The 23,182-nt window shown below is 64.5% G+C and carries 19 protein-coding genes and 2 pseudogenes; 14 read left to right on the top strand and 7 right to left on the bottom strand.

Annotated features, from left to right (window positions below; all coding sequences use genetic code 11):
* Window positions 1–190: 190 nt before the first annotated feature.
* Together CJ177_RS08950 and CJ177_RS08955 are read right to left on the bottom strand one after the other, a co-directional pair.
* Window positions 191–940, bottom strand: coding sequence for an ABC transporter ATP-binding protein (locus tag CJ177_RS08950; RefSeq protein ID WP_095867578.1), 750 nt, complete (start codon window positions 938–940; stop codon window positions 191–193).
* Complete coding sequence (locus CJ177_RS08955) at window positions 937–3,657, bottom strand: branched-chain amino acid ABC transporter permease/ATP-binding protein (protein WP_061042556.1); 2,721 nt, start codon at window positions 3,655–3,657, stop codon at window positions 937–939. Before CJ177_RS08955 ends, CJ177_RS08950 begins: the two co-directional genes overlap by 4 nt.
* Before the next feature lie 355 nt (window positions 3,658–4,012).
* Here CJ177_RS08955 and CJ177_RS08960 point away from each other — a divergent pair, with 355 nt between their 5' ends.
* The 4 genes from CJ177_RS08960 (at window position 4,013) to CJ177_RS08975 (ending at window position 10,421) form a co-directional block, all read left to right on the top strand.
* The gene (locus CJ177_RS08960) at window positions 4,013–5,278 is read left to right on the top strand and encodes an ABC transporter substrate-binding protein (RefSeq protein ID WP_179443176.1); all 1,266 of its coding nucleotides are present in this window, start codon (window positions 4,013–4,015) and stop codon (window positions 5,276–5,278) included.
* Between the two features lie 297 nt (window positions 5,279–5,575).
* Window positions 5,576–6,715, top strand: a complete 1,140-nt coding sequence (locus CJ177_RS08965) for an NDMA-dependent alcohol dehydrogenase (protein WP_095867579.1) — start codon at window positions 5,576–5,578, stop codon at window positions 6,713–6,715.
* Window positions 6,712–8,214, top strand: a complete 1,503-nt coding sequence (locus tag CJ177_RS08970; RefSeq protein ID WP_231914271.1) for an aldehyde dehydrogenase family protein — start codon at window positions 6,712–6,714, stop codon at window positions 8,212–8,214. Before CJ177_RS08965 ends, CJ177_RS08970 begins: the two co-directional genes overlap by 4 nt.
* Window positions 8,215–9,233: 1,019 nt before the next feature.
* The gene (locus CJ177_RS08975) at window positions 9,234–10,421 is read left to right on the top strand and encodes an epoxide hydrolase family protein (RefSeq protein ID WP_179443177.1); all 1,188 of its coding nucleotides are present in this window, start codon (window positions 9,234–9,236) and stop codon (window positions 10,419–10,421) included.
* A gap of 93 nt (window positions 10,422–10,514) precedes the next feature.
* On the opposite strand, the gene CJ177_RS08980 is transcribed toward CJ177_RS08975, so the two are convergent.
* Window positions 10,515–10,904, bottom strand: coding sequence for a hypothetical protein (locus CJ177_RS08980; protein ID WP_095867581.1), 390 nt, complete (start codon window positions 10,902–10,904; stop codon window positions 10,515–10,517).
* 871 nt (window positions 10,905–11,775) lie between these two features.
* Here CJ177_RS08980 and CJ177_RS49330 point away from each other — a divergent pair.
* From CJ177_RS49330 to CJ177_RS09005, 5 genes are all read left to right on the top strand, one after another.
* Window positions 11,776–11,925, top strand: a complete 150-nt coding sequence (locus tag CJ177_RS49330; protein WP_257014444.1) for a hypothetical protein — start codon at window positions 11,776–11,778, stop codon at window positions 11,923–11,925.
* Window positions 11,922–12,233 (top strand): helix-turn-helix transcriptional regulator, encoded by a 312-nt coding sequence (locus tag CJ177_RS08990; RefSeq protein WP_095867582.1) that lies wholly within the window; start codon window positions 11,922–11,924, stop codon window positions 12,231–12,233. Before CJ177_RS49330 ends, CJ177_RS08990 begins: the two co-directional genes overlap by 4 nt.
* A gap of 99 nt (window positions 12,234–12,332) precedes the next feature.
* Window positions 12,333–12,854, top strand: a complete 522-nt coding sequence (locus tag CJ177_RS08995; RefSeq protein WP_095867583.1) for a hypothetical protein — start codon at window positions 12,333–12,335, stop codon at window positions 12,852–12,854.
* Entirely contained in the window at window positions 12,776–13,519 is a 744-nt protein-coding gene (locus CJ177_RS09000) for a hypothetical protein (RefSeq protein WP_095867584.1), read from the top strand. Before CJ177_RS08995 ends, CJ177_RS09000 begins: the two co-directional genes overlap by 79 nt.
* A gap of 44 nt (window positions 13,520–13,563) precedes the next feature.
* Window positions 13,564–14,094: a hypothetical protein gene (locus tag CJ177_RS09005; protein ID WP_179443178.1), complete on the top strand. Its 531-nt coding sequence runs from the start codon at window positions 13,564–13,566 to the stop codon at window positions 14,092–14,094.
* Window positions 14,095–14,626: 532 nt separating this feature from the next.
* Here CJ177_RS09005 and CJ177_RS09010 read toward each other — a convergent pair.
* Window positions 14,627–15,679 (bottom strand): MsnO8 family LLM class oxidoreductase, encoded by a 1,053-nt coding sequence (locus tag CJ177_RS09010; RefSeq protein WP_061700096.1) that lies wholly within the window; start codon window positions 15,677–15,679, stop codon window positions 14,627–14,629.
* A 73-nt stretch (window positions 15,680–15,752) separates the two neighbouring features.
* Window positions 15,753–16,394 (bottom strand): TetR/AcrR family transcriptional regulator, encoded by a 642-nt coding sequence (locus CJ177_RS09015; protein ID WP_179443179.1) that lies wholly within the window; start codon window positions 16,392–16,394, stop codon window positions 15,753–15,755.
* 653 nt (window positions 16,395–17,047) lie between these two features.
* Here CJ177_RS09015 and CJ177_RS49335 point away from each other — a divergent pair.
* Window positions 17,048–17,590: pseudogene (locus CJ177_RS49335) on the top strand (L-histidine N(alpha)-methyltransferase); the annotation flags it as partial.
* On the opposite strand, the gene CJ177_RS09025 reads toward CJ177_RS49335, so the two are convergent.
* Window positions 17,472–17,927: a helix-turn-helix domain-containing protein gene (locus CJ177_RS09025; RefSeq protein ID WP_257014445.1), complete on the bottom strand. Its 456-nt coding sequence runs from the start codon at window positions 17,925–17,927 to the stop codon at window positions 17,472–17,474. The pseudogene CJ177_RS49335 and the gene CJ177_RS09025 sit on opposite strands and share 119 nt — an antisense overlap.
* A gap of 90 nt (window positions 17,928–18,017) precedes the next feature.
* On the opposite strand from CJ177_RS09025, the gene CJ177_RS09030 reads away from it, so the two are divergent.
* Together CJ177_RS09030 and CJ177_RS09035 are read left to right on the top strand one after the other, a co-directional pair.
* The gene (locus CJ177_RS09030; protein ID WP_095867587.1) at window positions 18,018–18,980 is read left to right on the top strand and encodes an NADP-dependent oxidoreductase; all 963 of its coding nucleotides are present in this window, start codon (window positions 18,018–18,020) and stop codon (window positions 18,978–18,980) included.
* Between the two features lie 370 nt (window positions 18,981–19,350).
* Window positions 19,351–19,665 (top strand): WhiB family transcriptional regulator, encoded by a 315-nt coding sequence (locus tag CJ177_RS09035; protein WP_095867588.1) that lies wholly within the window; start codon window positions 19,351–19,353, stop codon window positions 19,663–19,665.
* Between the two features lie 67 nt (window positions 19,666–19,732).
* On the opposite strand, the gene CJ177_RS47320 is transcribed toward CJ177_RS09035, so the two are convergent.
* Window positions 19,733–19,912 (bottom strand): hypothetical protein, encoded by a 180-nt coding sequence (locus CJ177_RS47320; protein WP_179443180.1) that lies wholly within the window; start codon window positions 19,910–19,912, stop codon window positions 19,733–19,735.
* A 433-nt stretch (window positions 19,913–20,345) separates the two neighbouring features.
* Here CJ177_RS47320 and CJ177_RS09045 point away from each other — a divergent pair, with 433 nt between their 5' ends.
* A complete protein-coding gene (locus CJ177_RS09045; RefSeq protein WP_095867590.1) occupies window positions 20,346–21,707 on the top strand; it encodes an SLC13 family permease in 1,362 nt (453 codons plus the stop codon).
* 737 nt (window positions 21,708–22,444) lie between these two features.
* Window positions 22,445–23,087, top strand: a pseudogene (locus tag CJ177_RS09050) (GntR family transcriptional regulator).
* Window positions 23,088–23,182 lie beyond the last annotated feature (95 nt).

Here is a 23,182-nt window from a genome sequence, read left to right on the forward strand (position 1 = left end):
GAATCGATCGCGACACCCACCAGGTGGGGAAGCAAAACGCAAATGGCGCAACGGCTTCCGAAACGGCAGCAAGATCATCCCTCACAATCTGCGCCCCATCGGGGGCGACACGCGGAGAACACGGCCATCACGGAAACCGGGCCAGAACCATCTAACCCTGACAGAACCAGCGGCAAACCATACCGGTCCCTCAGGCCGTGCCCAGGTACTGCTCGAACAGATCACTTTCGAGCAGAGCGTTGGGTGCCCCGTCGAAGACGATGCTGCCACGGCGTAGGACGTAGGCGTGGTCGGCCATCCCCAAAGCCTTCGTCACGTATTGGTCGACGATCAGCAGCGCTGCGCCGCGGCTGGCTAGCTCGAGGAGGAAGTCGAAGATCCTGTCGACGATGATCGGTGCCAGCCCCAGCGATACCTCGTCGACAAGGATCAGCGAAGGGTTACGCACGTATGCTGCGGTGAGCGCCAGCATTTGCTGCTCTCCACCGCTGAGGGTGCCCGCCTTCTGGTGCAACCGTTTTCCGAGTACTGGAAAGGACGAGGAGGCCGCCTCGATCGCTAGGTCCACGCCCCCGCGCGGCGCCTGCATTAGCAGATTTTCGCGCACCGTCAGCGACTTGTACACTGCCCGACCCTCCGGGATCAGACTGAGTCCGCTGCGCGCCCGCCGATGAGGCGCCTCCCTCGTCACGTCTCGCCCCGCCATCTGAACCGAACCGGACATCGGCGGAAGCAGACCGGAGGCGACCCGCATGAGGGTGGTTTTGCCCGCGGCATTGGGTCCTACGAGGGCCGCGACCGTCCCTCGAGGGACTCGGAGTGAGACGCCCCTCAGTACGGTTGTTCGTCCGTAACCCGCGGTCAGATCGATGATATTCAGGGCGGCCGGTCCGCCTTCCACGCCGGAGTCGCCCACCCTTTGCTCGACGATGTTCGTCATGACACTGCCCCTCCGATCTTCATTTCCGGTTCGAGCTCCTCGGAGCCGAGGTATGCGGCGCGGACCTTCGGGCTCGCGGCGATCTCGACGGGCTTGCCGTCTTCGAGGAGACGTCCGAAGTCAAGCACGTAGATGTGGTCGCAGATCCCCATCACCAGCGACATGTCATGCTCGACCAGCACGATGCCGCATCCGCGCTCCTGAACCACACGCTGCAGGATCCGGCCGAACTCCGCCGTCTCCTCGTGATCGAGACCCGATGACGGCTCGTCCAGCAGGAGTATGTCGAAAGGTCCGCTCAACGCACGGGCTAACTCGACGAGGCGGCGCTGACCTGTGGACAGACTGCCGGCCTGTAGGTCGGCGAGGTCGGTAATGCCGCAGAGTTCCATCGACTCGAAAGCCGCTTGACGGGTTGTGGCGCGCTCGGCACGCGTCGCGACGATCTGGGAGAACGGGTTGCTGCCGGCCTGACCAGCTTCCCTGCCCAGCGCTACATTCGTTGCCACGGACAGCGTTTCGCATAGCTGCGGAATCTGGAACGTCCGACCCAGCCCTAGTCGTCCGCGTGCGGCCGGTCCATAGCGGCTGGCATCGACACCGTGCAGGCTGATCTGCCCGCTGATGTTTCGGTTCAACCCACTGACTGCATTGAACGTCGTGGTCTTGCCTGCACCATTTGGCCCGATGAGGCCCGTGATCCGGCCACGCGGCGCTTCGAATGCAACGTCGTCGACCGCGAGCATGCCGCCGAACCGCACCCTGAGGCCAGCGACGCGTAGCCCCGACCCGTCGCCGACGGAGACCTGCCCTGCTAGCTTCGCCGGCGTGAACGAGGGCCCAGCTTGCGGTGGGGCCGTGGCACGACCGCCGAAGACCCGCTCGAACCATCTCCGTGCGGCCTCCGGCATCGTGGGCGTCCCACCCACTGCCGCGGTGAGCACTGCGAATACGCCGAAGACGACGTTGAGCCAGTAGGTGGTGTACACGTTCTGGGCGTACGCCTGGACGATCAGGGGGATTACGCCGAACAGGGCGTACCACGGCGAGGCGAAGGGGGCGATAGCCAGGATCGCAAGGAATACCAGCGAATTGAATGAGCTGAAGAAGGAGTCGCCACTGACCGCGAAGTTCACCGAGACCCCGTAGACGATTCCCGCGATCGCAGCGAAGAACGCCGAGATGCAGAAGACAATGACTCGAGTCATGTACGTGTTCAGGCCCATCACGGATACCGCAGTGGGCGAGTCCGACATGGCCTGCAGTACCCGGCCCAGGCGGGTCGAGTGGATCAACAGCATTACTAGAGCGCTGACCACCAGGAACGCTAATGCTACGTAGTAGAAGTTCAAGTCCGACTCGAATCCCGGCGGTCGCGGCATGATCCGGCCCTGGGCGAGCGTGGTGAACCCGATCTCGGTGGGGTAGAACAGCTGCTCGACGAGCAGCCCGAAGCCGAAGGTGGCCAACGCGAGGAACAGGGTGGACAGCCGGATCGCGGGGAGCGCGATCAGAGCTCCGACCGGCATCACGATGATGCCGGAGAGGACTACCGCGACCAGCCATGGCAGCCCGAAGTCGGTCATCAACTGCGAGAACACGACCGCCCCGATGCCCGCAAACGCCCCAGACGCGAGAGAGATCTGCCCGGACGTGCGCACCAGAAGGCCAAGTGAGAGCAGCATGATCCCTTGTGCGAGGCCGACGGTGAAGAAGGATATCCGCAAGGAGTCGAAGATCGGAAGTAGCACCAGCGCACCGACGACGATTACACCGCTGAGGAGCTTGAGTCGCCAGGGACCACGCCATTGCAGCGGCGGTCGTCGGCTAGCGGCCGTGGGCATCGCGAGCTTCCGCTTCGGAGTCACAAGCAGAACGATGAACAGGACGATGAACGGAAGGCTCGCCGGTAGCCCGGACAACCACGGGACCTGCAGGACGTACGTCTTCGAGACGTCAGCGATGATGCCCAAGCCGATCCCCGCGACGAACGTGATCGGGATGCTGGAGAACGCACCTACCGCCGCGGCTCCGAACGCCTGGACGGCGAGGTAGGTCAGCACCACGGCATCGATCCCGACCAGCGGTGCCAAGAGAACCCCGGACAGTGCCGCGAACGTCACGCCGATGACCCACGCGAACCGCCGGACCCCGCGGGCGTTGACGCCGTGCAGGCCGACCAGGTCGGAGTCGTCCACCACCGCGCGCATGGCTACACCCATCCGGGTAAACCTGAACAAGGCGTAGAGCAGTGCCGAGGCAGCCACAGCGACCGCGGTGACGGTCAGCTGTCCAACCGTGACGACCACCCCGAACATCCGAAACGTGTGGGATCCGTTCGGCAGGAACTGCGGGATCCGCAACGGATCAGGGCCGAAGAGCACCCGCGCCAACCCCTGCACGATCAGGATGACCCCGATCGTGCCGACCACCTTCATGGCGACCGATTGGGGTGCCAGGAAGCGGGCCAGAACCTCGAAAAGCAACCCGAGCGCGGGGCCCAGGATCAGGACGCTGATCACGAACGCCGCAAGCCACGGCAGCTGCAGCTCGTGAGTGAGGAAGTAGAAGAGGTATGCGGCCGCAGCAGCGACCGCGCCATGGGCGAAGTTGAAGATTCCTGACGTCTTATAGGTGAGCACGAGTCCGCTGGCGGCCATGCCATAAATGGCACCAGCGGCGATCCCGCTCACAATGAACGGAAGAACGGCGTTCATCGCAGAGCTCCTTCGTGTGTGCGCCGTCGGTGCTGAGCCGGCAGAAAGCTGCGCGACTCCGCAACGAGATCGATGTCACGACAGCGTTCGAACGGCCTCGCCACAATGACTCCTCGGCTTCGTCTGCTCACATTGCACTCCCTCGTGCATCCACACTTCGCCAACCCACTTCCGGACGGCACGCCCGGGTGCACCTAAGGATGCACGCCGAGTATTCCGACGAAGGATGGCCAAGTCAAGCAATCGTTGCGATAATTCCTTCATCAATTTCCATTTTCTGATAGTCAGTTTCGGTGTAACGTGAGCGACGCGCGACACAATGAAGGTTGCGCCCATGCACAGAGAGGTGCATTTCATGAAAATGTCACGACTTCGGGCCGCGGCCACGCTGGCGGCTGGCGCGTTGCTGTTGACCGCATGTGGTTCCGGTGGATCGTCTGGAGCCGCATCGTCTCGAGAGGCACCGACTGGCGGACCCGAGGGCGATACGATCAAAATCGGATACGCGGTCGCCCAGACCGGATTTGCCTCCGGGGTGGTGGGGCCGACGGCAGAGGTCGCCCAGGCGTGGGCGAAAGGGGTCAACGCCGAGGGCGGGATCGGTGGCCGACCCGTCGAGATCGTCGTCCGCGACACCGCCGCGACACCGGCAACCGCACTGACCGCCGTCAAGGAGCTCGTCGAGCAGGAGGGCGTGATCGCCCTCATGTTCGCCGACGGCGCGAGCGAGAGTGGTCTCAGGGACTACCTGGCGGGCAGCGACGTCGCGGTCCTGGAGGCTCAGAGCTTCGATCCGAAGATGTTCAGCGCTCTCCCGAATTTCTTCGCGACGAGCACCACCGACAAGTACATGCACTCCGGCTATACCGAGGCCGCCGCGGCGGCCGGGGGCAAGTCACTTGCGTTCGCCGTGTGCGCCGAGGTCGCGGCTTGCGCTCAGGCCGGGGAGGTATCCGAGGAGCTCGCCCCGGGACTCGACATGAAGTACACAGGGACAGTCAAGGTGACCGGGTCGCAGCCCAGCTTCACCGCGGAGTGCCTGAAGTTGAACCAGAGTGACACCGAGTGGATCGGGATGGCGCTCGATTTCGCGGCCACTGGCACCCGGATGGCCAGTGACTGCCTGCAGCAGGGCTACACCGGCGGATTCGTTGTGGGATCCGGTTCGGTGAACGGGGGCCTGGACGAAGTCCCGGACGCGAAGTTCACGGGGCCGATGAACGGGTTCCCCTGGTGGGTCGACGACGCGCCGGTCGCGCAATACCGCGACGTGATGGCGGAGTTCGCCCCGGACGTGCCGATCACAGGCACATGGCAGACCAGCACATGGACGGGTCTGGAAATGTTCCGCAAGGCCCTCGCCGGGCACACTGCCGAAGGTCTGACCCGTCAGCAAGTGATCGATGCCTACGGAACGATCAAGGACGAGACCCTAGGCGGGCTACTACCTCAGCCGGTGACCTACACGCCGGGTGAGCCGGCTCCGCCGGTCTCCTGCTACTGGATCTACAGCTATACGGGCGGATCCGGAGAGTTCGAGAACATCCAGAAAGGGACAAGCGGCAATGGTTTGACGACCGATCTTGCTTCATCGTGTTACGACGGACCGCCCTTCTCCTAGAGCGATCCGGCCGGAAGGCATCAGCGCAAAGCCTCGACCGAAGCCGGTGGGGTGCAGCACGCTCTGCGTCCAAACCAACAGGGCCGACGCCGCAACACATGCGCCCGACTGCACGCGCAGCCACCAAACCTGAAGCAGGAGAAGTCAACCGAAGCAACCGTTTGGAGAGGAAGCAATGACCTTATCTCCGTTCATCGCCGTATCACGTGTGGCCTTCGGGCCACGCAGATATTGCACGTTTGGATATGACAACCACGCCGGATACATCCCGGCCGTACTGACGAAGGAACCGGTTCGATGAAGACACGCGCAGCAGTACTCTGGCAGCAGCCGGGCAAGTGGGAGGTCGACGACTTCGACCTGGCGGGACCGGGTACGGGCGAGGTGCTCGTCGAGATGGTGGCGACAGGTTTGTGCCACTCGGACGACCACATCGCGACCGGCGACACTCCATTGCCGAACCTGCCGCTCTGTGGTGGTCACGAGGGCAGTGGAATCGTCCGTGAAGTCGGGCCGGGTGTGACCACCCTGAACGTGGGTGACCACGTAGTGACTTCATTCATCCCCGCGTGTGGGAAGTGCCTCTGGTGTGCGCGGGGACTGCAGAACCTGTGCGACAACGGTGCGCTCATCCTGACCGGCGCGCAGTTCGACGGTGGCTACCGGCTGCGCGGCCGCGGGCACGACATCGGCACGATGGCGATGCTCGGCACGTTCTCTCAGTGGCAGGTCATGGACGAGTCTTCACTCATCAAGGTGCGTGACGACGTGCCGCTGGGAGTCGCGTGCCTCGTCGCCTGCGGTGTGCCGACCGGGTGGGGCTCAGCAGTCAACGGCGCACAGGTTTCTCCCGGCGATGTCGTGATAGTGATGGGTGCCGGTGGTGTCGGGATGAACGCCGTGCAGGGCGCGTCGCACGCCGGAGCAGGGCACGTGATCGTCGTAGACCCGCAGCCGTTCAAGCGGCAGATCGCGGGTGAGTTCGGCGCGACGCACACGTTCGCGGATATCGCGGAGGCGACCGATTTCGCCCGCAGTATCACCAACGGCCAGGGTGCCGACTCCGCGATCGTGACAGTGGGCGTGATCGAGGGGCAACAGATCGCCGACGCGTTCAATGCGATTCGGAAGGCGGGAACCGTCGTGGTGACCTCGCAGGGGGCAGTGGCGGCGGTGGGAGCGCCCATCAACCTATTCGAGATCTCGATGTACCAGAAGCGGATCCAGGGAGTGCTGTACGGCATGACGTCACCTCGCGCCGCGGTGCCGCATCTGCTCAACATGTATGCCGACGGGCAGCTCAAGCTGGACGAGCTCGTGACGAAACGATACGCCATCGACGACATCAACCTCGCGTTCGACGACATGCACAACGGCGAGGTGATCCGCGGCGTGATCGACTTCACGACACCCGGGGCGCAAGGAAGAGCACAGTGACCGACATCCTGAACCGCACACCGTCGGAGACGATTCCGCATCGGCGGGAACTGTTCATCCGCGGCGACTGGGTCGTCAGCGAGAGCGAGCTGGACGCCATCCCGGTAGTGAACCCCTCCACCGAGGAGGTGATCGCCACGGTCGTCGACGGCGACGCGCGTGACACCGCCCGCGCGATAGCAGCGGCGCGCACCGCGTTCGACGAGGGGCCATGGCCACGGCTGCGTCCGAAGGAACGCGCCAAAGCGCTGCTGAGACTCGCCGAGTCGATCGAGGGGCGCAAGGACGAGATCGTCGACCTGCTCGTCCGTGAGGCCGGGTCACCGGTCGCGTTCGCAGAGGCTATGCAGTTCCGCCTGGGCCTGACGCACTTCGTCGACATGGCCGAACGGGTAGTCGCCGGACACGAACCGGTGCGCGGCACCCCGCCGGTGTTGGGCAGCCGGGTGGGTCAAGGCGTTGTGATAGAGGAGCCTGCAGGAGTGGCCGCCCTCATCACGGCCTTCAATTACCCGTTTCACTTGGCGCTGATGAAAATCGGCCCGGCGCTGGGTGCCGGCTGTACGGCCGTGCTCAAGCCATCGGAGCTCACCCCGCTGGTGGGTCTCATCTTCGGAGAGTTGGCGGCCGAGGTGGATCTGCCCCCTGGCGTGCTCAACGTCGTCTCCGGAGGCGTGGCGTCTGGAGTCGAGCTGACGTCGAGTCCACACGTCGACGTCGTGAGTTTCACCGGTTCCGACGATGTGGGACGACGCGTGATGCAGCAAGCCGCGGGCACGATCAAGAAAGTCGTCCTCGAACTCGGCGGCAAGTCCGCCGGCATCGTGTTCGCCGACGCCGATCTCGACGCGGCGGCACAGTCGGTGGTCCTCCATATGACCCTCCACGCTGGTCAGGGATGCAGCCTGCAGACCCGGACGCTGGTGGAGCGCAGCGTCCACGACGAGCTTGTCGAGCGTGTGCGCGCCATCCTCGGAGGAATGAAGATCGGCGACACGGCCGATCCGACCTCGGTGCTAGGGCCCCTGATCAGCGCACGGCAGCGCGATCGCGTCGAACGATGCGTGCAGTCGGGCATCGACGAGGGCGGTACGGTCGCCTTCGGCGGTGGCCGCCCGAGCGATCTCGCGCGTGGCTACTTCGTGGAGCCGACGCTCTTCGTCGACTGCCGGAACGACATGACGATCGCTCAGGAAGAGATCTTCGGTCCAGTCGGAACGGTCATCCCGTTCGACACAGTCGATGACGCGATCGCAATCGCGAACGACTCCCGCTTCGGCCTCAGCGCAGGGATCTGGACCCGCGACTCGCTCAAGGGCTACCAGGTGGCAGAGCGGCTGCGCACCGGTGAAGTACTCATCAACGGCGGAACCGGCGGCGTCGACACCTTCGGCCCCTCGGGCGGTTACAAGCAGAGCGGACTCGGCCGCGAATTCGGCGAGTACGGTTTTGCAGAGTACCTCGAACTGAAGAAGGTCGCCTGGCCGGTCATCTCCTGACCACTTGATCTTCCTTCGACGACGTCGAAACATGCACTTACCAGACGACAGTAGGTTGGTCGCAGTTCCTGGCGTCGGACGAGGCGGGCTACTTTACCGGCGTGATGCTGCCCATCGACGGGCCAACACGAGCGGTTGATTGCGATTGGCGTGGACGCAGGAGGCTCCGGTCATCCGGGGCTTGCCTGCACCATCCACCGATCAAAGAGTCAGAAGCTCAAATCATTTGAGTGGCGGATGCGCGGAGTGGTCCGATGCGTGCTCCGACGGACGACATCATTGGTATTGCGATTGTCTCGAGGAAGTCCAGTCCGTGTCGTTTGGATAGCGGTCCCCCTCGAGCGTTGCTCTGGAATCTCCGACAGGTATGTCCGACACCTTCGTCGGTACGGCAAACGTCGCATAGGTGGGGGAGTTGGGAGCGCTTGGCGCGGATGTTGATCGATTCGACGTAGCAGTCCTCGTCGTAGCAGTTCTCCACGCGTGCGTGACGCCCGCCGATCACCACGGCCAGGGTTCGCATCTTGCCGCCGGGGAAGATCGAAGTCCACTGTGCCGGAGAACATTATCGCGTAGTCGATCATGTATGTCGCGTGATGGCCGGATCGACTCGTAGAATCCGTCCTCTGCTGAGCCAGTCGACGATGATCAGTGGCCGCCACCCGTTCGGCGACCGCACCTGGGGCATTCGTGAAGTGACCGCCCTTCACCTCCCAAAATCACGCGACGTCGACGGCTCCAGGGCCGTTCTTGGTCGCTGGTGGGTCGACCTCGAGGAAAGTTCGCCTCGCCCCCAACAGCGACAACAAGATCGAATTGTGCAGCACTCCGGAACGACGTTGTCCGTAACTCCTGATCTATGCAGGAAGTTCGGTTTCAGCGCCACCCGTTGCGGCGATCTTGTTTCCGAAAATGCGTTACCTATTTCGCTATTCCTGACTGGGAAGTATGCTAGTACGAAGACAATTCTCGCTTCTCCGATTACTTCGGAGTACTACTGGCTGGCATTACGGAGGGTGATGGAACCGGAAAAGTTCAGCATTCACATCCCGGACGAACGGATCGACGATCTGCGCCAAAGGCTGCGGGCGACCAACTGGCCTGGAGACTTCGGAAATTCCGACTGGGACTACGGCGTCGAACAGGGCTGGCTCCGCGACATGGTGAGCTACTGGGCGGACGACTTCGACTGGAGGGCGGCGGAGGCGCGCATGAACGCCTACGACCAGTTCCGTGTGGAGATCGATGGCGTGCTGATCCATTTCATGCACATTCGAAGTGGCCGGCCCAATGCTATCCCGCTGATACTCACGCACGGCTGGCCATGGACCTTCTGGGACTGGCGTGGTGTAGTCGAAGAACTCACGCGAGACAATGACGACGTGGCCTTCGACATCGTTGTCCCGTCGCTCCCCGGGTATGGTTTCTCGTCACCGCTCCGAACCCCAGGCCTCGACATCCGGGGAATTGGGCGCCTTTGGGTGAAGCTGATGACCGAGGTCCTGGGTTACGAGCGGTTCGCGGCAGCCGGCGGAGACCTGGGCTCCGCTATCACCGCCGAACTCGGTCATGCGTACCCCGAGCGCGTGTTCGCTGTGCACTTTTGCATCCTGCTGTTGCCAGAGTTTCACTACAAGGACGTGCGACAGGAGGACTACGCCCCCGACGAGAAGTGGATGATCGCGCGCAATCGGGAGGCAGTACCGCTGATCACCGCGCATCGAGTGCTGCACAGCACCGAACCACAGACGATCAGCTACGCGCTCGCAGACTCACCCGTCGGGACAGCGGCGTGGATATGGGCTCGGCGTCGGGCTTGGAGCGACAGCAATAGCGATGTGATGTCCTACCGCGGCCGCGACTTCCTGTGCAGCCTGGCATCGGTGTACTGGCTGACCAATACGATCGGTTCGTCGCTCCGGCTCTACAAGGAGCAGTATGGCGGGGGCGTGCGCGCGACAGGTATGCCGGCGCCGACCGAATGGTCGCTGCTACGTCAAGACACGCCTTCGATACCGGTCCCGACGGGCGTGGCGGTGGCACCGAAGGAGGTTGCGCTCATGCCGCGGGCCGCCGTTGAGCGGCGCGTGAACCTTGCGCGGTGGACCGTGCTCCCGCGAGGAGGCCACTTTCTCCCATCGGAGGCGCCCGACCTCCTCGCCCAGGAGTATCGCGCCTTCTTCGGCGAGCATCGATTGTCTATCTGACAGCTGGGTGTAGGCCAGTGGAAGCTGGGTGGAACCGGGTCTCAAGGTCCGTGAACCGTCTCGGGCCTTATGCACGCAGGGCAATTTGTGCGATCAATTGATCGGCACATCGTGTGGCGTCGTACGTGGCCGACTACATCTAATGATGTTCTTGCGCAGAAGGTTCCCCTGCATCAACCGAAACGAGCACGCCTGATTCACCGACCGCTGCACGAATGCGGTCTCCTTGGAAGCCGAACCTTCCCAGCCGAGGATGGTGCTGGCGAACGCATCGATCGCCAACCCCGTGTGCGCGAAGCCAGGCACGGTTCGCACGTACGTGAAGTCGGCGACAGAGAGCGCGTCCGGCCGATCGATCCGGAAGTTCCGATCGACAGACCCAGCGCCCGCGGCGCCGATGCGTCCGGGGTGGTGGTGCGGACCTTCGTCGCCCTGGCGGCGCCGCGCCAGCGGTTGACCCGTATGAGCCGTTGTACGGTGCACCGGGCGACCGCGATGCCCTCCCGTCGTATGAGGCGGACTTCTTCACTGATCCGTACAGCGACTCCGGCCGACGCCAACCGTGCCCGTCACGCTCGACGTGGTAGGACGTCAGAACCGCGGTGATGGTGGCGTGCCACACTGCCCGGTTCGATAACCGGCGCGTCCGCCAGGAATAGCGACGACATCGACCGGGTCGTCGGCGAGCAGGCGACGGTCGGGATGGCGACATCGACACGACGGGGCTATCTTTCGACATTCAGGGGTTCTTCACGTTCCTCTGCGCGCGTAAGGCCGGCGAGATCGAAGCGATGTACGGGGTGCGGGTGGCAGATCCGGTCGACGAGTTCAACGCCGCCCGCCATGTCGGCACCGATTCCCCACATGTGCTTCCACCGCCGACCCCGCAGCGGTTGGACACGTTCTTCGCGTTCCTGCGTGACCGGATAGCCACGGCACGAGTGTTCGGCAGCGCGGGCCGCGACTACGCCTTGTTCCGCACGCTCTACCACGCCGGGTTGAGATCGGAGGAGGCGGTGATGCTCGATGTCGCCGACCTCTACTTCGACCGAGGACCGTTCGGCAAGATCCATGTGCGATTCGGTAAGGCCGCCAAAGGATCCGGTCCCCGCCCTCGCTGGGTGCCGATGCTCGACGGGCTGGACCTGATCCTGAGGTGGTATCTGGCCGATGTGCGAGGCAAACTCGCCGACGGAGCGGTGTTGTTCCCGGACCAGTCCGGGGATCGGTTGCATCGCGGTAGTGTGCGCAACCGGCTGGCTCGACTTCTCGATCTCGAGGACGCTGCCCTACCGAGCGTTTCAGCCCACATGCGATGCGCCGGGCGTGCGCCACGCACAACTACGAGCGAGGCATGGACCTCGTTGCGATACAACAGCTTTTGGGTCACTGGCAGGTGGGTACCACAATGGGTTACGTCCGGCCGTCGGCGACTTTCATAGAGGACGCCTACCGACGTGCCGTGTCGGCCACACTGACCGCACTCGAGGACGGGCAGCAATGAAGGCGACCTGGCGGCTGCGGATGGCGGCAGCGCAACGCGAAGTGTGGACCGGCGCCCAGCTGCGCCGGCTGCTCGCCGAGAAAGCTGGCCTGAAGATGTCATCGGCGTCGGTGTCCGCGCTGCTGACCAAACAACCCGCGCAGCTCAAACTCGGCACTCTCGCCGCGTTGTGCACGGCACTGGACTGCACACCCAACGACCTGCTCGACATCGACACCACACCTGTCGCTGCCACGCCCACCCCACCGGCTCCGGTGGCGCGGGCCGCGGGCCCTGCGAAGCCGGGACGATCCATGCCACCGCTGTGACCCGTCCACGCCGGATCGTCTGCTGCCGCACGTGCGGGGCAGCAGCGACCGCACCAATCCCTCGGCCAATGCGCCCGCTGCTACCAGACGGACCCGGCGATGGTGTATCGGTGCACCGAAAAGCTGGCGACACAACTCGATCCGACACCCGAATGGTTCCCCGGATTCGGCGAATTCCTCGCAACGCGGGCGGCGCCCACCCGCGCCATCTCCCTGCTTCACCAGCTGGCGGCGATACTCACCGCGAGTCCGGGCGCCGGACCCACCGCCATCCTGCGCGCCGCGCGACTTCCCGGCCCGGCCGTGGGCGCGCTGGCGCGAGCGTTGGAAACGTACTTCGTCGATTCCCGGCTCACCCTCACCCTCGACGTCGCCGGCCAAGCCGCAGCCGAACGACGCGCCAGACGAGTCGCCGAGGTGCCCTACGGATTCCGGCCTATCGCGGCAGCATTCGACCGTAATCAGCTCCAATCGCGTGAGCGGGCCCGCCGCGCCGGTACCAACCCCGCTCCGACCGCACACTCGAGATCAACCTGGCCGCCGTGCGCGATCTGGCGCGCTACCTGGTCGAGAACCGCCCCGGGGTCACCGATCCGACGCTGGTCGGTATCGGCGATGTAGAGGCGTTCCTGGCTACCATCACCAACCCGAGCAACCGTGCCAGATACCTCCACGCCCTGCGGGTGTTCTTCCGATTCGCCCGCCACGCCCGTCACATCCTCGCCGACCCCACATGCGGACTGAACGCCAACTCCAACATCGCCTTCCACGGACAGGTACTCGACCATGCGCGCCAACGCGACCTGTTCCGGCGATGGACCCGCGGCGCGACCGAACTGCACCCACACGAACCAACGATAGGGTTGCTCGGCCTGCTGCACGGTGCGTCGGTCACCGAGTTGCGTTCGCTGCGGGTCGACGACATCGACCTCACCGCAGCAACCGTCGACCTCGGCCGCCGCCCCCAGCCGACCCCGCTCGACCCGGCCACCACCACAGCACTGCGCCGGTGCCTCCACTATCGCGACACGCACCACCACACAAGCCCATATCTGCTGGTCAACCAGAAAAGCAAGACCACCGGTGGCCCTGTCTCCATCGACCACCTCGCCCGCACTCTCGTCCCCGCCCAGGTCACCGTGGCGACCCGGCGCGCCACCCGCCTCGCTCAACTGGTCGCCGTCATGGATCCCGTCCTCGTCGCCGCAGCGTTCGGCATCCGTCGCGGCGCGGTCCTGCACTACCTCGGCGACACCGTCGGTACCACACGTCTGCCCAGCCCGTGAACATCAGGCGCCACCTCGCACACGTTGGCCCGAACCTGTGCGCTTTGGACAACGGCAGCGAGTTCATCAATCACCATCTGCTCGACTGGTGCGACAAACGACAGATCACCTTCACCCGCTCGCGTCCCGGAAACTCCAACGACGGCGCTCATGTCGAGCAGAAGAACTGGGCGGTGGTGCGCACCATCGTCGGCTACCTGCGGTACGACACACCAGCAGAGCTGGTGTTACTCAACACGATCTGGGTGTCGCAGTCGCAGTTGACGAACTACTTCCGCCCGCAGCAGAAATCGACGTCCAAGGTGCGGGACGGCGCGAAGGTGATCAAGAAATACGACACAGCGACCACCCCGTATCACCGTGCCCTCGCTCACGAGCGGGTCTGCGCCGAGGATCGAGCAATCCTCGGCGACACCCATGCCAGCATCAACCCCGCCGCCGTCCAACGCCAAATCCAGGCACTGTCCACCGAGCTGATCACCCTCGCCACCGCCAAGATGACACCGCCCGCGAAGACCGCCGTCACGCGGGCAATCCTTGATGAGTCAACGAATCAGGCTTCGCGGGCATCTTGACATGAGGCAACAGGGGGTTGAGGCGCTCTTGTCGCATCTGCATGCAGTCGAGCGCGTTCAGGGGTGTGGATTGGTCGAACGATATGAATGCCACTGTCGCGAAGTGGCATTCGGCGCAGATAACTTCTACTACCCAGACAGCCAATCGACGCCACGGAACATCGCCAATGGATTCTGCCTTCTTCCATTCGAGTTGATGTGGGCTCTGCAGCCCTGACGGGCGCGCGGCGTGCTAACAGCAAGGCTCGTTGGCCTACACTCTGATTGAGCCGTCGCAGTCTCACCGACCAGCGCGAAATCCGTCTATGTCCAGAGCTTGAGGCTCGTGTCGGCGACACTGGGTAGTGCAATCGAGTAAGGCCCATGAATATTTCGTGAACGGCTGACCAAACTCCTGCTCGCTCCGGTTCCAGTTGTGGTGGTGTTCGTCGACCGCGTGGCCATCTCGCTGGGCCCGATGAGTCGAATGCGGGCAGTGTGCAGCGATCAATCAGGTGGCGGGTGAGTTGGACCTGGGTATGCCGTATTCGCCTCAGACTGCGCCCATCGCCGCCTTGTGCCCGTTGGTTCGCAGGCCGAAGGCTTCGGCGATCAGGGCGTGGGAGTAGCGTCGGGCTTCTTGATCGGGGTTGATGCTTTGCACCATGATTTCCGTAGCACCGGTTTGTTCGATCATCTGTGTTAGTTGGCTGCGGATGGTTTCCGGGCGCCCGGCCAGTTGCTGAGGCCAGATTCCGTCGACGATCCGGGATGGCGCATCCTTTTGACTGGTGGTGAGGGTGCGGGAGGCCTCGTCGATCGAGGGGACGACGATCTGTCCGGGGCTGGTGCGGCCCAGGCTGGCGTAGACGGCGCGGGTGGGCCAGGTCATCTTGTGGGCTTCCGCATCGGTGTCGGCGGCGAACACGCTCACGCCGAGCATTGCCTGCGGGACCTGTTCGCCGTACTGGGTCGGAGTGAACGCCCGGCGATAGGACTGCAACGCGCGGACCGCCCCGGGTGGGTTGATGAATCCGGCGAAGGAGTATCCAATTCCCAGCGCGGCGGCCAGGTTCGCGCTGCTGCCGGACGAACCGAGGATCCATGGGTCGGGACGGGGGGTGACGGTGGGCATCAGTTGGATCTGGTTGAATGGATGATCGGCTGGGAAGTCTCTGCGTAGGAACGCGAGCGCTTCTTGAACTTGCTGGTAGAAGTCATCAGTGAGCCGGGATTCGCGGTCGCGTTTGAGCGCCGCGTCCACGAGTGGGCCGGCGGTGGCTCGGCCCAGGCCTATGTCGAACCGTCCGGGCGCTACGACCTCCAACTGGTAGAACAGTTCGGCAACTTTAAGGGGGCTGTAGTGGTTCAGTAGGATCGCTCCGGACCCGATGCGGATGCGCTCGGTCTCGCGTGCGATGACGGCCATGAGTATTTCCGGTGCGTGGGAAGCGACCGAGCCGATAGCGTGGTGTTCGGCGAACCACATGCGGTGGAACCCTTGAGCTTCTGCATGTTTCGTGGTGATCAGGGCTTCATCGAATGCGTCGAACGCGTTGCCGTCTGCGGGGACTGTTACCTGCTCGACGATGGAGAGCTTTACCACTGTTTTCCTCTTCTGCTGGATTCGTGAAAGCGGGTATAGCGCGGGACGAGTCGGTTGGTGTGACGTATGGGGCTCACGGAGGTGCGAGGGCACCGTGGACGGGACGAAGCCCGTCGACCCCGATTTGCAGTTGGCGGACCCACGGCGTCGTAGTGCGTTGTCGCAGGTCCGTACCGGGCCTGGTGGCTGGAATGTCGGCTCGAGGTTCTACCCGACCGATCTCGCTGTGATCAGCGAGCGAGGCAAGGCAGATGATGAGTTGAATAATGTCCTCGCCGGTGACCCCTTCGCGCAACACCGCGGCGGCATGGCAACGGGCCACGAGTTGTTCGGCAACGGCGGCAACGCGAGTGGCGCATTCATCGAGCTGACGTTCGCTGAAGGGTCGGGCCAGCCGCTCGGTCAAGGCCACATGGGTGGCCTGGCGGCGCACGGCGTCGTCGATGAACCCGGTCATGGCCGTCCACGGGTCCGCATGATTCACCCAACTCGACAAGCCGGCGTTCTGCCATGCAGAGAACAGGTCCTGCATGACCATCTCGAGAAGGTCATCCTTGGTTGGGAAATGGCGGTACAGGGTGCCAATCGCCACACCGGCGCGTGCCGCGATGTCGCGCACGTCCGCACTGCGCCCCCGCGTGGTGAACTCGGCCGCGGCTGCCTCGATGATCGCCGATCGGTTCCGCACCGCATCCGAGCGCGCCTGCCGCTTCACAGCTCGACTCTTTGACATGGGCACATCTCGACCGTACGACAACCCGGGTAATATGAACATGCGCTCCGCTTAACTTCAGAGTGACTTTCAACACTCACCCCCCGCTACGCAGCCCAACGCTGGATGAGTGGACCTCAGGTGGGCAGATCGGTGCCACAGTCATGTTCAGTGCGGCGACACCGCAGGAATTTTCGGACACAAAGACCTCCAACGACCCAGTCGGCTTGGCATCGCGCAAGTTCGAGCCACCCGAGACCGTTCGGTCCGGCCAAACGGCGTGTCCGGAGCTCGAGAATCTGCGCGAGCGGGTTCGAACAGACCTCGCCCCCCGACAGTGGTCGGTCGCCCGCGTCTTGAATGCTCACCCGCACCTGGAACATCGGCCGACATCGACCAGCCGGACAGCCCAGCGACCTGGCGTCGCCGAGCTCGGCGATCACCTCGGGTGCCACGGCGTAGGACGTTGTTCCCGGATCCCCACTCGGCGAACTGACGCGCGGCCGAGGGCCCGAATCTTCCTGGCCACCCTCGCCGAAGGCCTCGCGCCGGGCGATGTAGTGTTGATCGGAGTCGACCTGGCCAAGGACCCCACAGGACTCGTATGTGCCCCCTACGTCGCCGCCGCAGGGGGCACGGCGTAGTTCAACTTCAATGTCCCGCGCGTCCTGAATCGCGAGCTCAAGGCCGGGTGGTTTCGCCTGTCTCGCTTCGCGCCCGTCGCGGTCTGGGATGCCGAAATCCACTGGATTAAAATGCGGCTGCGAGCATTTGAGGGCCACAGCGTTCTCCTGAAGGCGCTCGATCTCGAGATCGCCTCGAAGGATGCGGACCTCCGGACCGAGATCTCCGCAAGGTCTGCCGCCAGGACGTCGGGAGAGATCTCGCTCGCACAGACCCTTTCCCCTGAGGATTGGTGGACCGATTCGGACTACGCCCTCGTAGCGCAAGACCTCGTGATCCGGGCCCCGCATGCTCCGATCTGCGGCCAGTTCGGTGACGGTCACCTGATCGGTGTAGAAGGCGACCGACAAGGATGTGACGGCGGGCGTGTGGCATGGGGCGACGTGGGCTGTGGTGTCAGGTGTCGGCCTGGCTGTCGTATTGAACGCGGGCCGTTCGGATGGTGTCGGCATGGTCGTCGGCCCATGCGGCGAGGGTGTACACGACGCGCTCGAGGTCCTGGCCGACATCGGTGAGTGCGTACTCGACGGCCGGGGGCGTTGAGGGGAGGACCGTGCGGGAGACGATGCCGTCGCGTTCCAACGCCCTGAGGGTGGAAGTCAGCTGCCGCTGCGTGATTCCGGCGACGTCGCGTCGCAGCTCGTTGAACCGGCGAGGTCGCTGCCCGAGCGAGCAGATGATTGTCACGCTCCACTTGTCGCCGATCCGGGCCAGGATGCCGCGCACGAGCGCCATCCGCCCCTCGTCATTCCAGTGCGCGGGCACCGCCTGCTTTGAGGAGCTCTCCGGGAGGGGGGCGGGCGCGGCCTTCTTGCTGCTCTCGTGCCGGTGCACGCCGGGTTCACTAGTCACCGGAGTAGTATCCATCATATACCAACAGGCTGAAAAGGTACCACGGCGCGCGGAAGTGCATTCCCGCGCTCACAACGTGATGGGAGCGGTATGAAGGCAGTCGTGGTGACGGAATTCGGCGGTCCCGAGGTTCTGCGGTGGATGGACGTCCCCGACCCGCACGCGGGCCCCGGCCAGATTCGGGTGCGCGTACACGCCGCAACGGTGAACCCGTCCGACGCAGTGGTCCGCAAGGGGGCGGCGGCGGCGCTGTTCGCGGGCCGTCTCGTCCCGCCGTTCAGCCCGGGCAACGAGGCCGCGGGCGTCGTCGACGAGATCGGGCCGAAGACCGAGACTGCTCTGAGGATCGGGGACCGGGTGATGGCATTCGTCGTGCCCTACATGGCGTCCGGGGGCGCGTACGCGCAGCACCTGGTCTTGGACCCGCGGCAGGTGGCGCTCGCGCCGGCCGGAAGCAGCCACGCCGAAGCCGCCACCATCCCCTGCAACGGGTTGACCGTGCAGCAGGCCATGGATCTCCTCTCGCCGGCCGCCGGGGACTGGATGGCCGTCACCGGTGCCGCCGGCGCGGTGGGCGGCTACACCATTCAGCTGGCCAAGGCTGCCGGCCTGCACGTGGTGGCCGACGCGGCTCCCGCCGACGAGGAGCTGGTGCGGTCCCTGGGCGCCGATCGCATCGTTGCGCGCGGTGCGGGCGTGGCCGGACGCATCCTCGACGCCGTCCCCGGAGGCGTCTCCAGCCTCATGGACGGGGCGCTCCTGGGGCGGGAAATCCTTCCGGCGATCCGCCCGGGCGGACAGCTCGTCATGGGCCGCGGGTCCGACATGCCCGGTGTCGGCCCCCTGGGCGAGCATCCGGGCATCACCATTCACGAGGTCTTTGTACCGGAATACGTCTACGAGCAAGACAAGCTCGACGGCCTCCGTGTGCACGCCGAGAGAGGAGAACTCACGATGCGGGTCGCCGCCGAGTACCCCGCCGCCGCGGCCCCTGAAGCGCACCGCCGCATGGAAGCCGGCGGTGTCCGCGGCCGTCTGGTCCTCATCCTCTGACCGGAACGGGAGGCGCGCCGAAGCCTTGCCGCATTCTCCGAAACGGTCATCTGTGAGAGTTCTGCGACAGGCCCGGAGTGATCGCATTCCCGCAGATCGCCGTTCCGGAACGGCAATCGCGCTCACCACGAACTCGAACCGGCCCAAGCCCGACCCCATAGCGTCTGTGATCAGCGCACCACATCGTGAACGACATCCCTGAACTCCTGGGTGGAGACCGTCCTCGAACCCGGCCTCCACCCAGGTCTCCAAACACCTGGGTGGAGGTCTGTGTACCTCTCGGTCGGACCTTCACCCAGGCACTGTGCTTCGACGGGATCTCGAGCCGGCCACCACCGATAACAGTCGACACGCCCGAAAAGAACGGACCATGCTCTCCGAACAGATCCTCTCGGCTCCTGCCCGCTCACTGGACGAGTGGGAGTGGCGGCAGCACGCCCGCTGCCGCTACTTCGACGCGAATCTCTTCTTCGACACCCCGGAGAACTCATCCGATGAGCAGGCAGCGAAGGCGATCTGCCACGACTGTCCGGTTCTGAGTCAGTGTCGCGACTACGCGGTCGGAACAGAAGAGCCTCACGGCATCTGGGGAGGACTCTCGCCGACAGAACGCAAGCGGCAGAAGTGGCTCAACAGATTCAAGATCGCGTCCCCGGAAGCTGTTCGGGTGCAACGCTGCTCCTGACCCGACGATGCCGGCGCGTGGATGCCTGCCCCACCCGCCGGCATCACCACACCGGAAATGCAACCCGTTACGACACCCGCGGATCGGGAAGATGTGCAGTCGATTCGAGCGCCACCAAGACCAGCGCGGTCAACGCAGCCACCGACCCGGGTGCGGTCACCACCCTCGGGAACCGTTTGGCTACCACCGCGAGTTCCTCCGGTCCGGCAATCCGTCGGATCTCCTGCAGGACCGCGACCATCGCCATGCCGCAGCCGCAGCCGCAGCCGAACACCACCGCACGCCCGCCACCCCGCCGCCGAGCCCGAAGCCGGCGGTCAAACTCATCGCCGCACGCCGAGCCCCCACCGCGGGACCCGCGATACCTTGAGTGCGGCTACGTCGCGCCCACACGCGGCAGGGTCGGTCTACGGCGCCCAGGGTTTGGACTCTGGCCGACGCCCGCCACCACATGGCCATCAGTACGCGACACCAGTCACACCCTCGGGGTTCGCGATCAATCCGACGCGCAGTAGCAGGTATGCGCTCACGCACAACAACCCTTGACAGTGATGCCACTCACTGCTTTGATCGACTTACTGGCTAGGCCACTACGCCACCGAGTCACTGGGAAGGGTCCTCGCGGCATCGCTACCCCGCTACCCGCTATCCCATCAATCAAAGCGAAACCGGAGACCCCGATGTCGACCGAACTAATCCCGATCCTGGCGCTCGCCGTCATGTTCGTGGCAGCGACATTGCTGCCCGTAAACATGGGCGCGCTGGGGTTCGTGGCAGCCTTTTTCGTCGGAACGCTCGCCGTCGGTATGAGCAGTGACGACATCATCGGGGGATTTCCCGCCGAGTTGTTCCTGACTCTTGTAGGCATCACCTACCTGTTCGCGATCGCGCAGAACAACGGCACCGTGGATCTACTGGTACGTGGTGCCGTCCGGTTGGTCGGTGGCCGGGTCGCTCTGATTCCGTGGGTGATGTTCGGGATCACCGGGGTGCTCACCTCAATCGGGGCGCTCGGGCCCGCCGCGGTCGCGATCATCGCGCCGATCGCGCTGGGCTTCGCCGCGCGGTACAAGATCAACGCTCTTCTGATGGGCATGATGGTCATTCACGGGGCGCAGGCCGGCGGCTTCTCTCCGATCAGCATCTATGGCGTCACCGTCAACAACATCGCGTCGAAAGCCGGCCTCGTCAGTAGCCCGCTGGCCTTGTTCCTCGGCAGCTTGTTCTTCAATGCAGCGATCGGAGTGTTGCTGTTCGTCTTCCTCGGCGGCCGTAATCTTCTCGGACGAAGCGTGCACGACGAAGACCGCAACGACGACGGCGCTGTCGGCGGAGCGAGCGCCGCACCGACCCCCATGCGGGGACATGGAGCGACCACAACAAAGGCGCCTGTCCAGACGGTCACCGCGGAGAGCAGCCCGCCCTTGGCCACCGCAGTCCGCGCCGTCACCTTCGAACAGATCCTCACGCTCATCGGCCTCGGCGCCCTGGCACTCTTCTCGCTCGTCCTCGACCTCGATGTCGGGTTCATCTCGATGACCGTCGCGGTAGTGCTCGCCCTCGCATCCCCGAAGGCACAGAAGGGTGCGATTGCACAGATCAGTTGGTCGACGGTGCTGCTGATCGGCGGCGTGCTCACGTTCGTCGGCGTATTGCAGGAGGCCGGAACCGTTGAGTACGTCGGCGACGCAGTCGCAAGCCTCGGACTGCCGCTGCTCGTTGCGTTGCTGCTCTGCTACATCGGCGCCATCGTCTCCGCGTTCGCTTCCTCCACGGCGATCCTTGGTGCGACGATTCCACTCGCGGTCCCATTCCTGCTGTCAGGCAACATCGGCGCGGTCGGGGTGATCGTGGCACTGAGTGTCTCCTCTACCATCGTCGACGTCAGTCCGTTCTCGACCAACGGCGCCCTCGTGCTGGCCAATGCCCAGGACGTTGACCGCGACCGCTTCTACAAGCAGATCCTGAAATACAGCGCTCTCGTCACACTTGTCGGGCCGCTCGTGGCCTGGGCCATATTCGTGCTGCCGGGATGGCTCTGACGCCGTTGAACGCGTTCGTTGAGGCGATCCTCGACGCCTCCGATCCAGTGCCCAGGTCGCTCAATCGGCGGCACAGTCGCTCACGCGGCCGAGCCAATCGGTCAGGACTGCCGAGGGGTCTGACCCCGCAAAGAGAAACAAGCCGCCGCGCACCTGCCAATCCGCCGACGACCGTGTCAACGGACATGAGGAAGCCCGGGCCGGCGGACCTTTTACCGCGGACCACCCCCGTCAACGGCCCACCACCAGACTCGAGGGTTGGCCAGGAACCGGGGCAGATCGGCACCGATCGCAAATCGGTGCCGGCAATCAGTCGCGCCCGAGCGTCCGTGCCGGACCACCTCAGTCCGCTCCACGAAACCTCACCATGTCCGGGGTGCGGCGCCCCGACCATGTACCGAGGGGTCGGCGCACCACACGACTCGTCGCTGGAGCGCCGGTTCCGGTCTCGTTTCGGCCTGGAGGGTTGACCGTGAACGTGCCCTTGTTGTGTGAGCTGCTCACCGTCGCTGTTGTGGGACCACGTGGGTTGACGGCGGGCCGAATGGAGAGCGCGTCCATGACATCCGCCTCGTCAACCATCAGCAGAGTCCCCACCTTCTGCCGGACTGTTGCCCACCCCAAATAGAACGGCACGGAACTCCACCAGAATGTTGAGTGCGACAGCGGCCTGTTCCTGTCTGCACGCAGCACGGCCAGCCTGGAACACGACTTGTATCTATGCCACGATACTAGTCGTGGCTAAGCAGAAGTCGGCGGCAGGAGTGGCCTACGCAACGGTCAAGGAGCTCATCGTCACCGGAGAACTTCCCGGCGGTGACCTGATCAGTAAAGGGGAGGTTGCATCCCGTATCGGAACCAGCCGCACTCCGGTGCGTGAAGCGTTCCTGCGGCTCGAGGCGGAGGGGTGGATGAGGCTGTATCCCAAGCGCGGTGCGCTGGTCGTCCCCGTCGTGGCAGGTGAAGCCGAACACCTGTTGCTGGCGCGCCAACTCCGTCGAGACCGGCAGCCTGCGAGCCTTTTGCTCGAACGCTCCGCAGTGCGCCGAGGCTGCGGCCGAGATGGCCGAGAGCCTCGAGCGGCAACGCACGCTCGCCGCGACAGGTGATCACGTGGCGTTCAGCGCCGAGGACGCCGATTTCCACGGCGTCGTCGTCCGCTACGGCGCCAACCCTCTGCTGTCCGCGTTCTATGCGGGCTTGCGCGACCGGCAACGTCGCATGACAGCGACCTCGGTCGAACGCGATCCTGCTCAGCTCGAGCGGATTCTCACCGATCACACGGCCTTGCTGGCGTTGGTCGAGCAGGGCCGCGCCAACGAGTTCGATCAGCTGCTGGGGGTCCATATGCGTGAAGTTCATCATTTGGCAGGGGGATGATTATGACCGTACGCGAGTGTGTATCGGTCCGCGCCGGCGTTCGGTCGGCCCTACGCCGATAGTGCAGTCGCCGCGGCTCCATTGTGGGGCGGTGC

Source organism: Rhodococcus sp. ACPA1 (assembly GCF_002300195.1).
GTDB classification, from domain to species: domain Bacteria; phylum Actinomycetota; class Actinomycetes; order Mycobacteriales; family Mycobacteriaceae; genus Rhodococcus_F; species Rhodococcus_F opacus.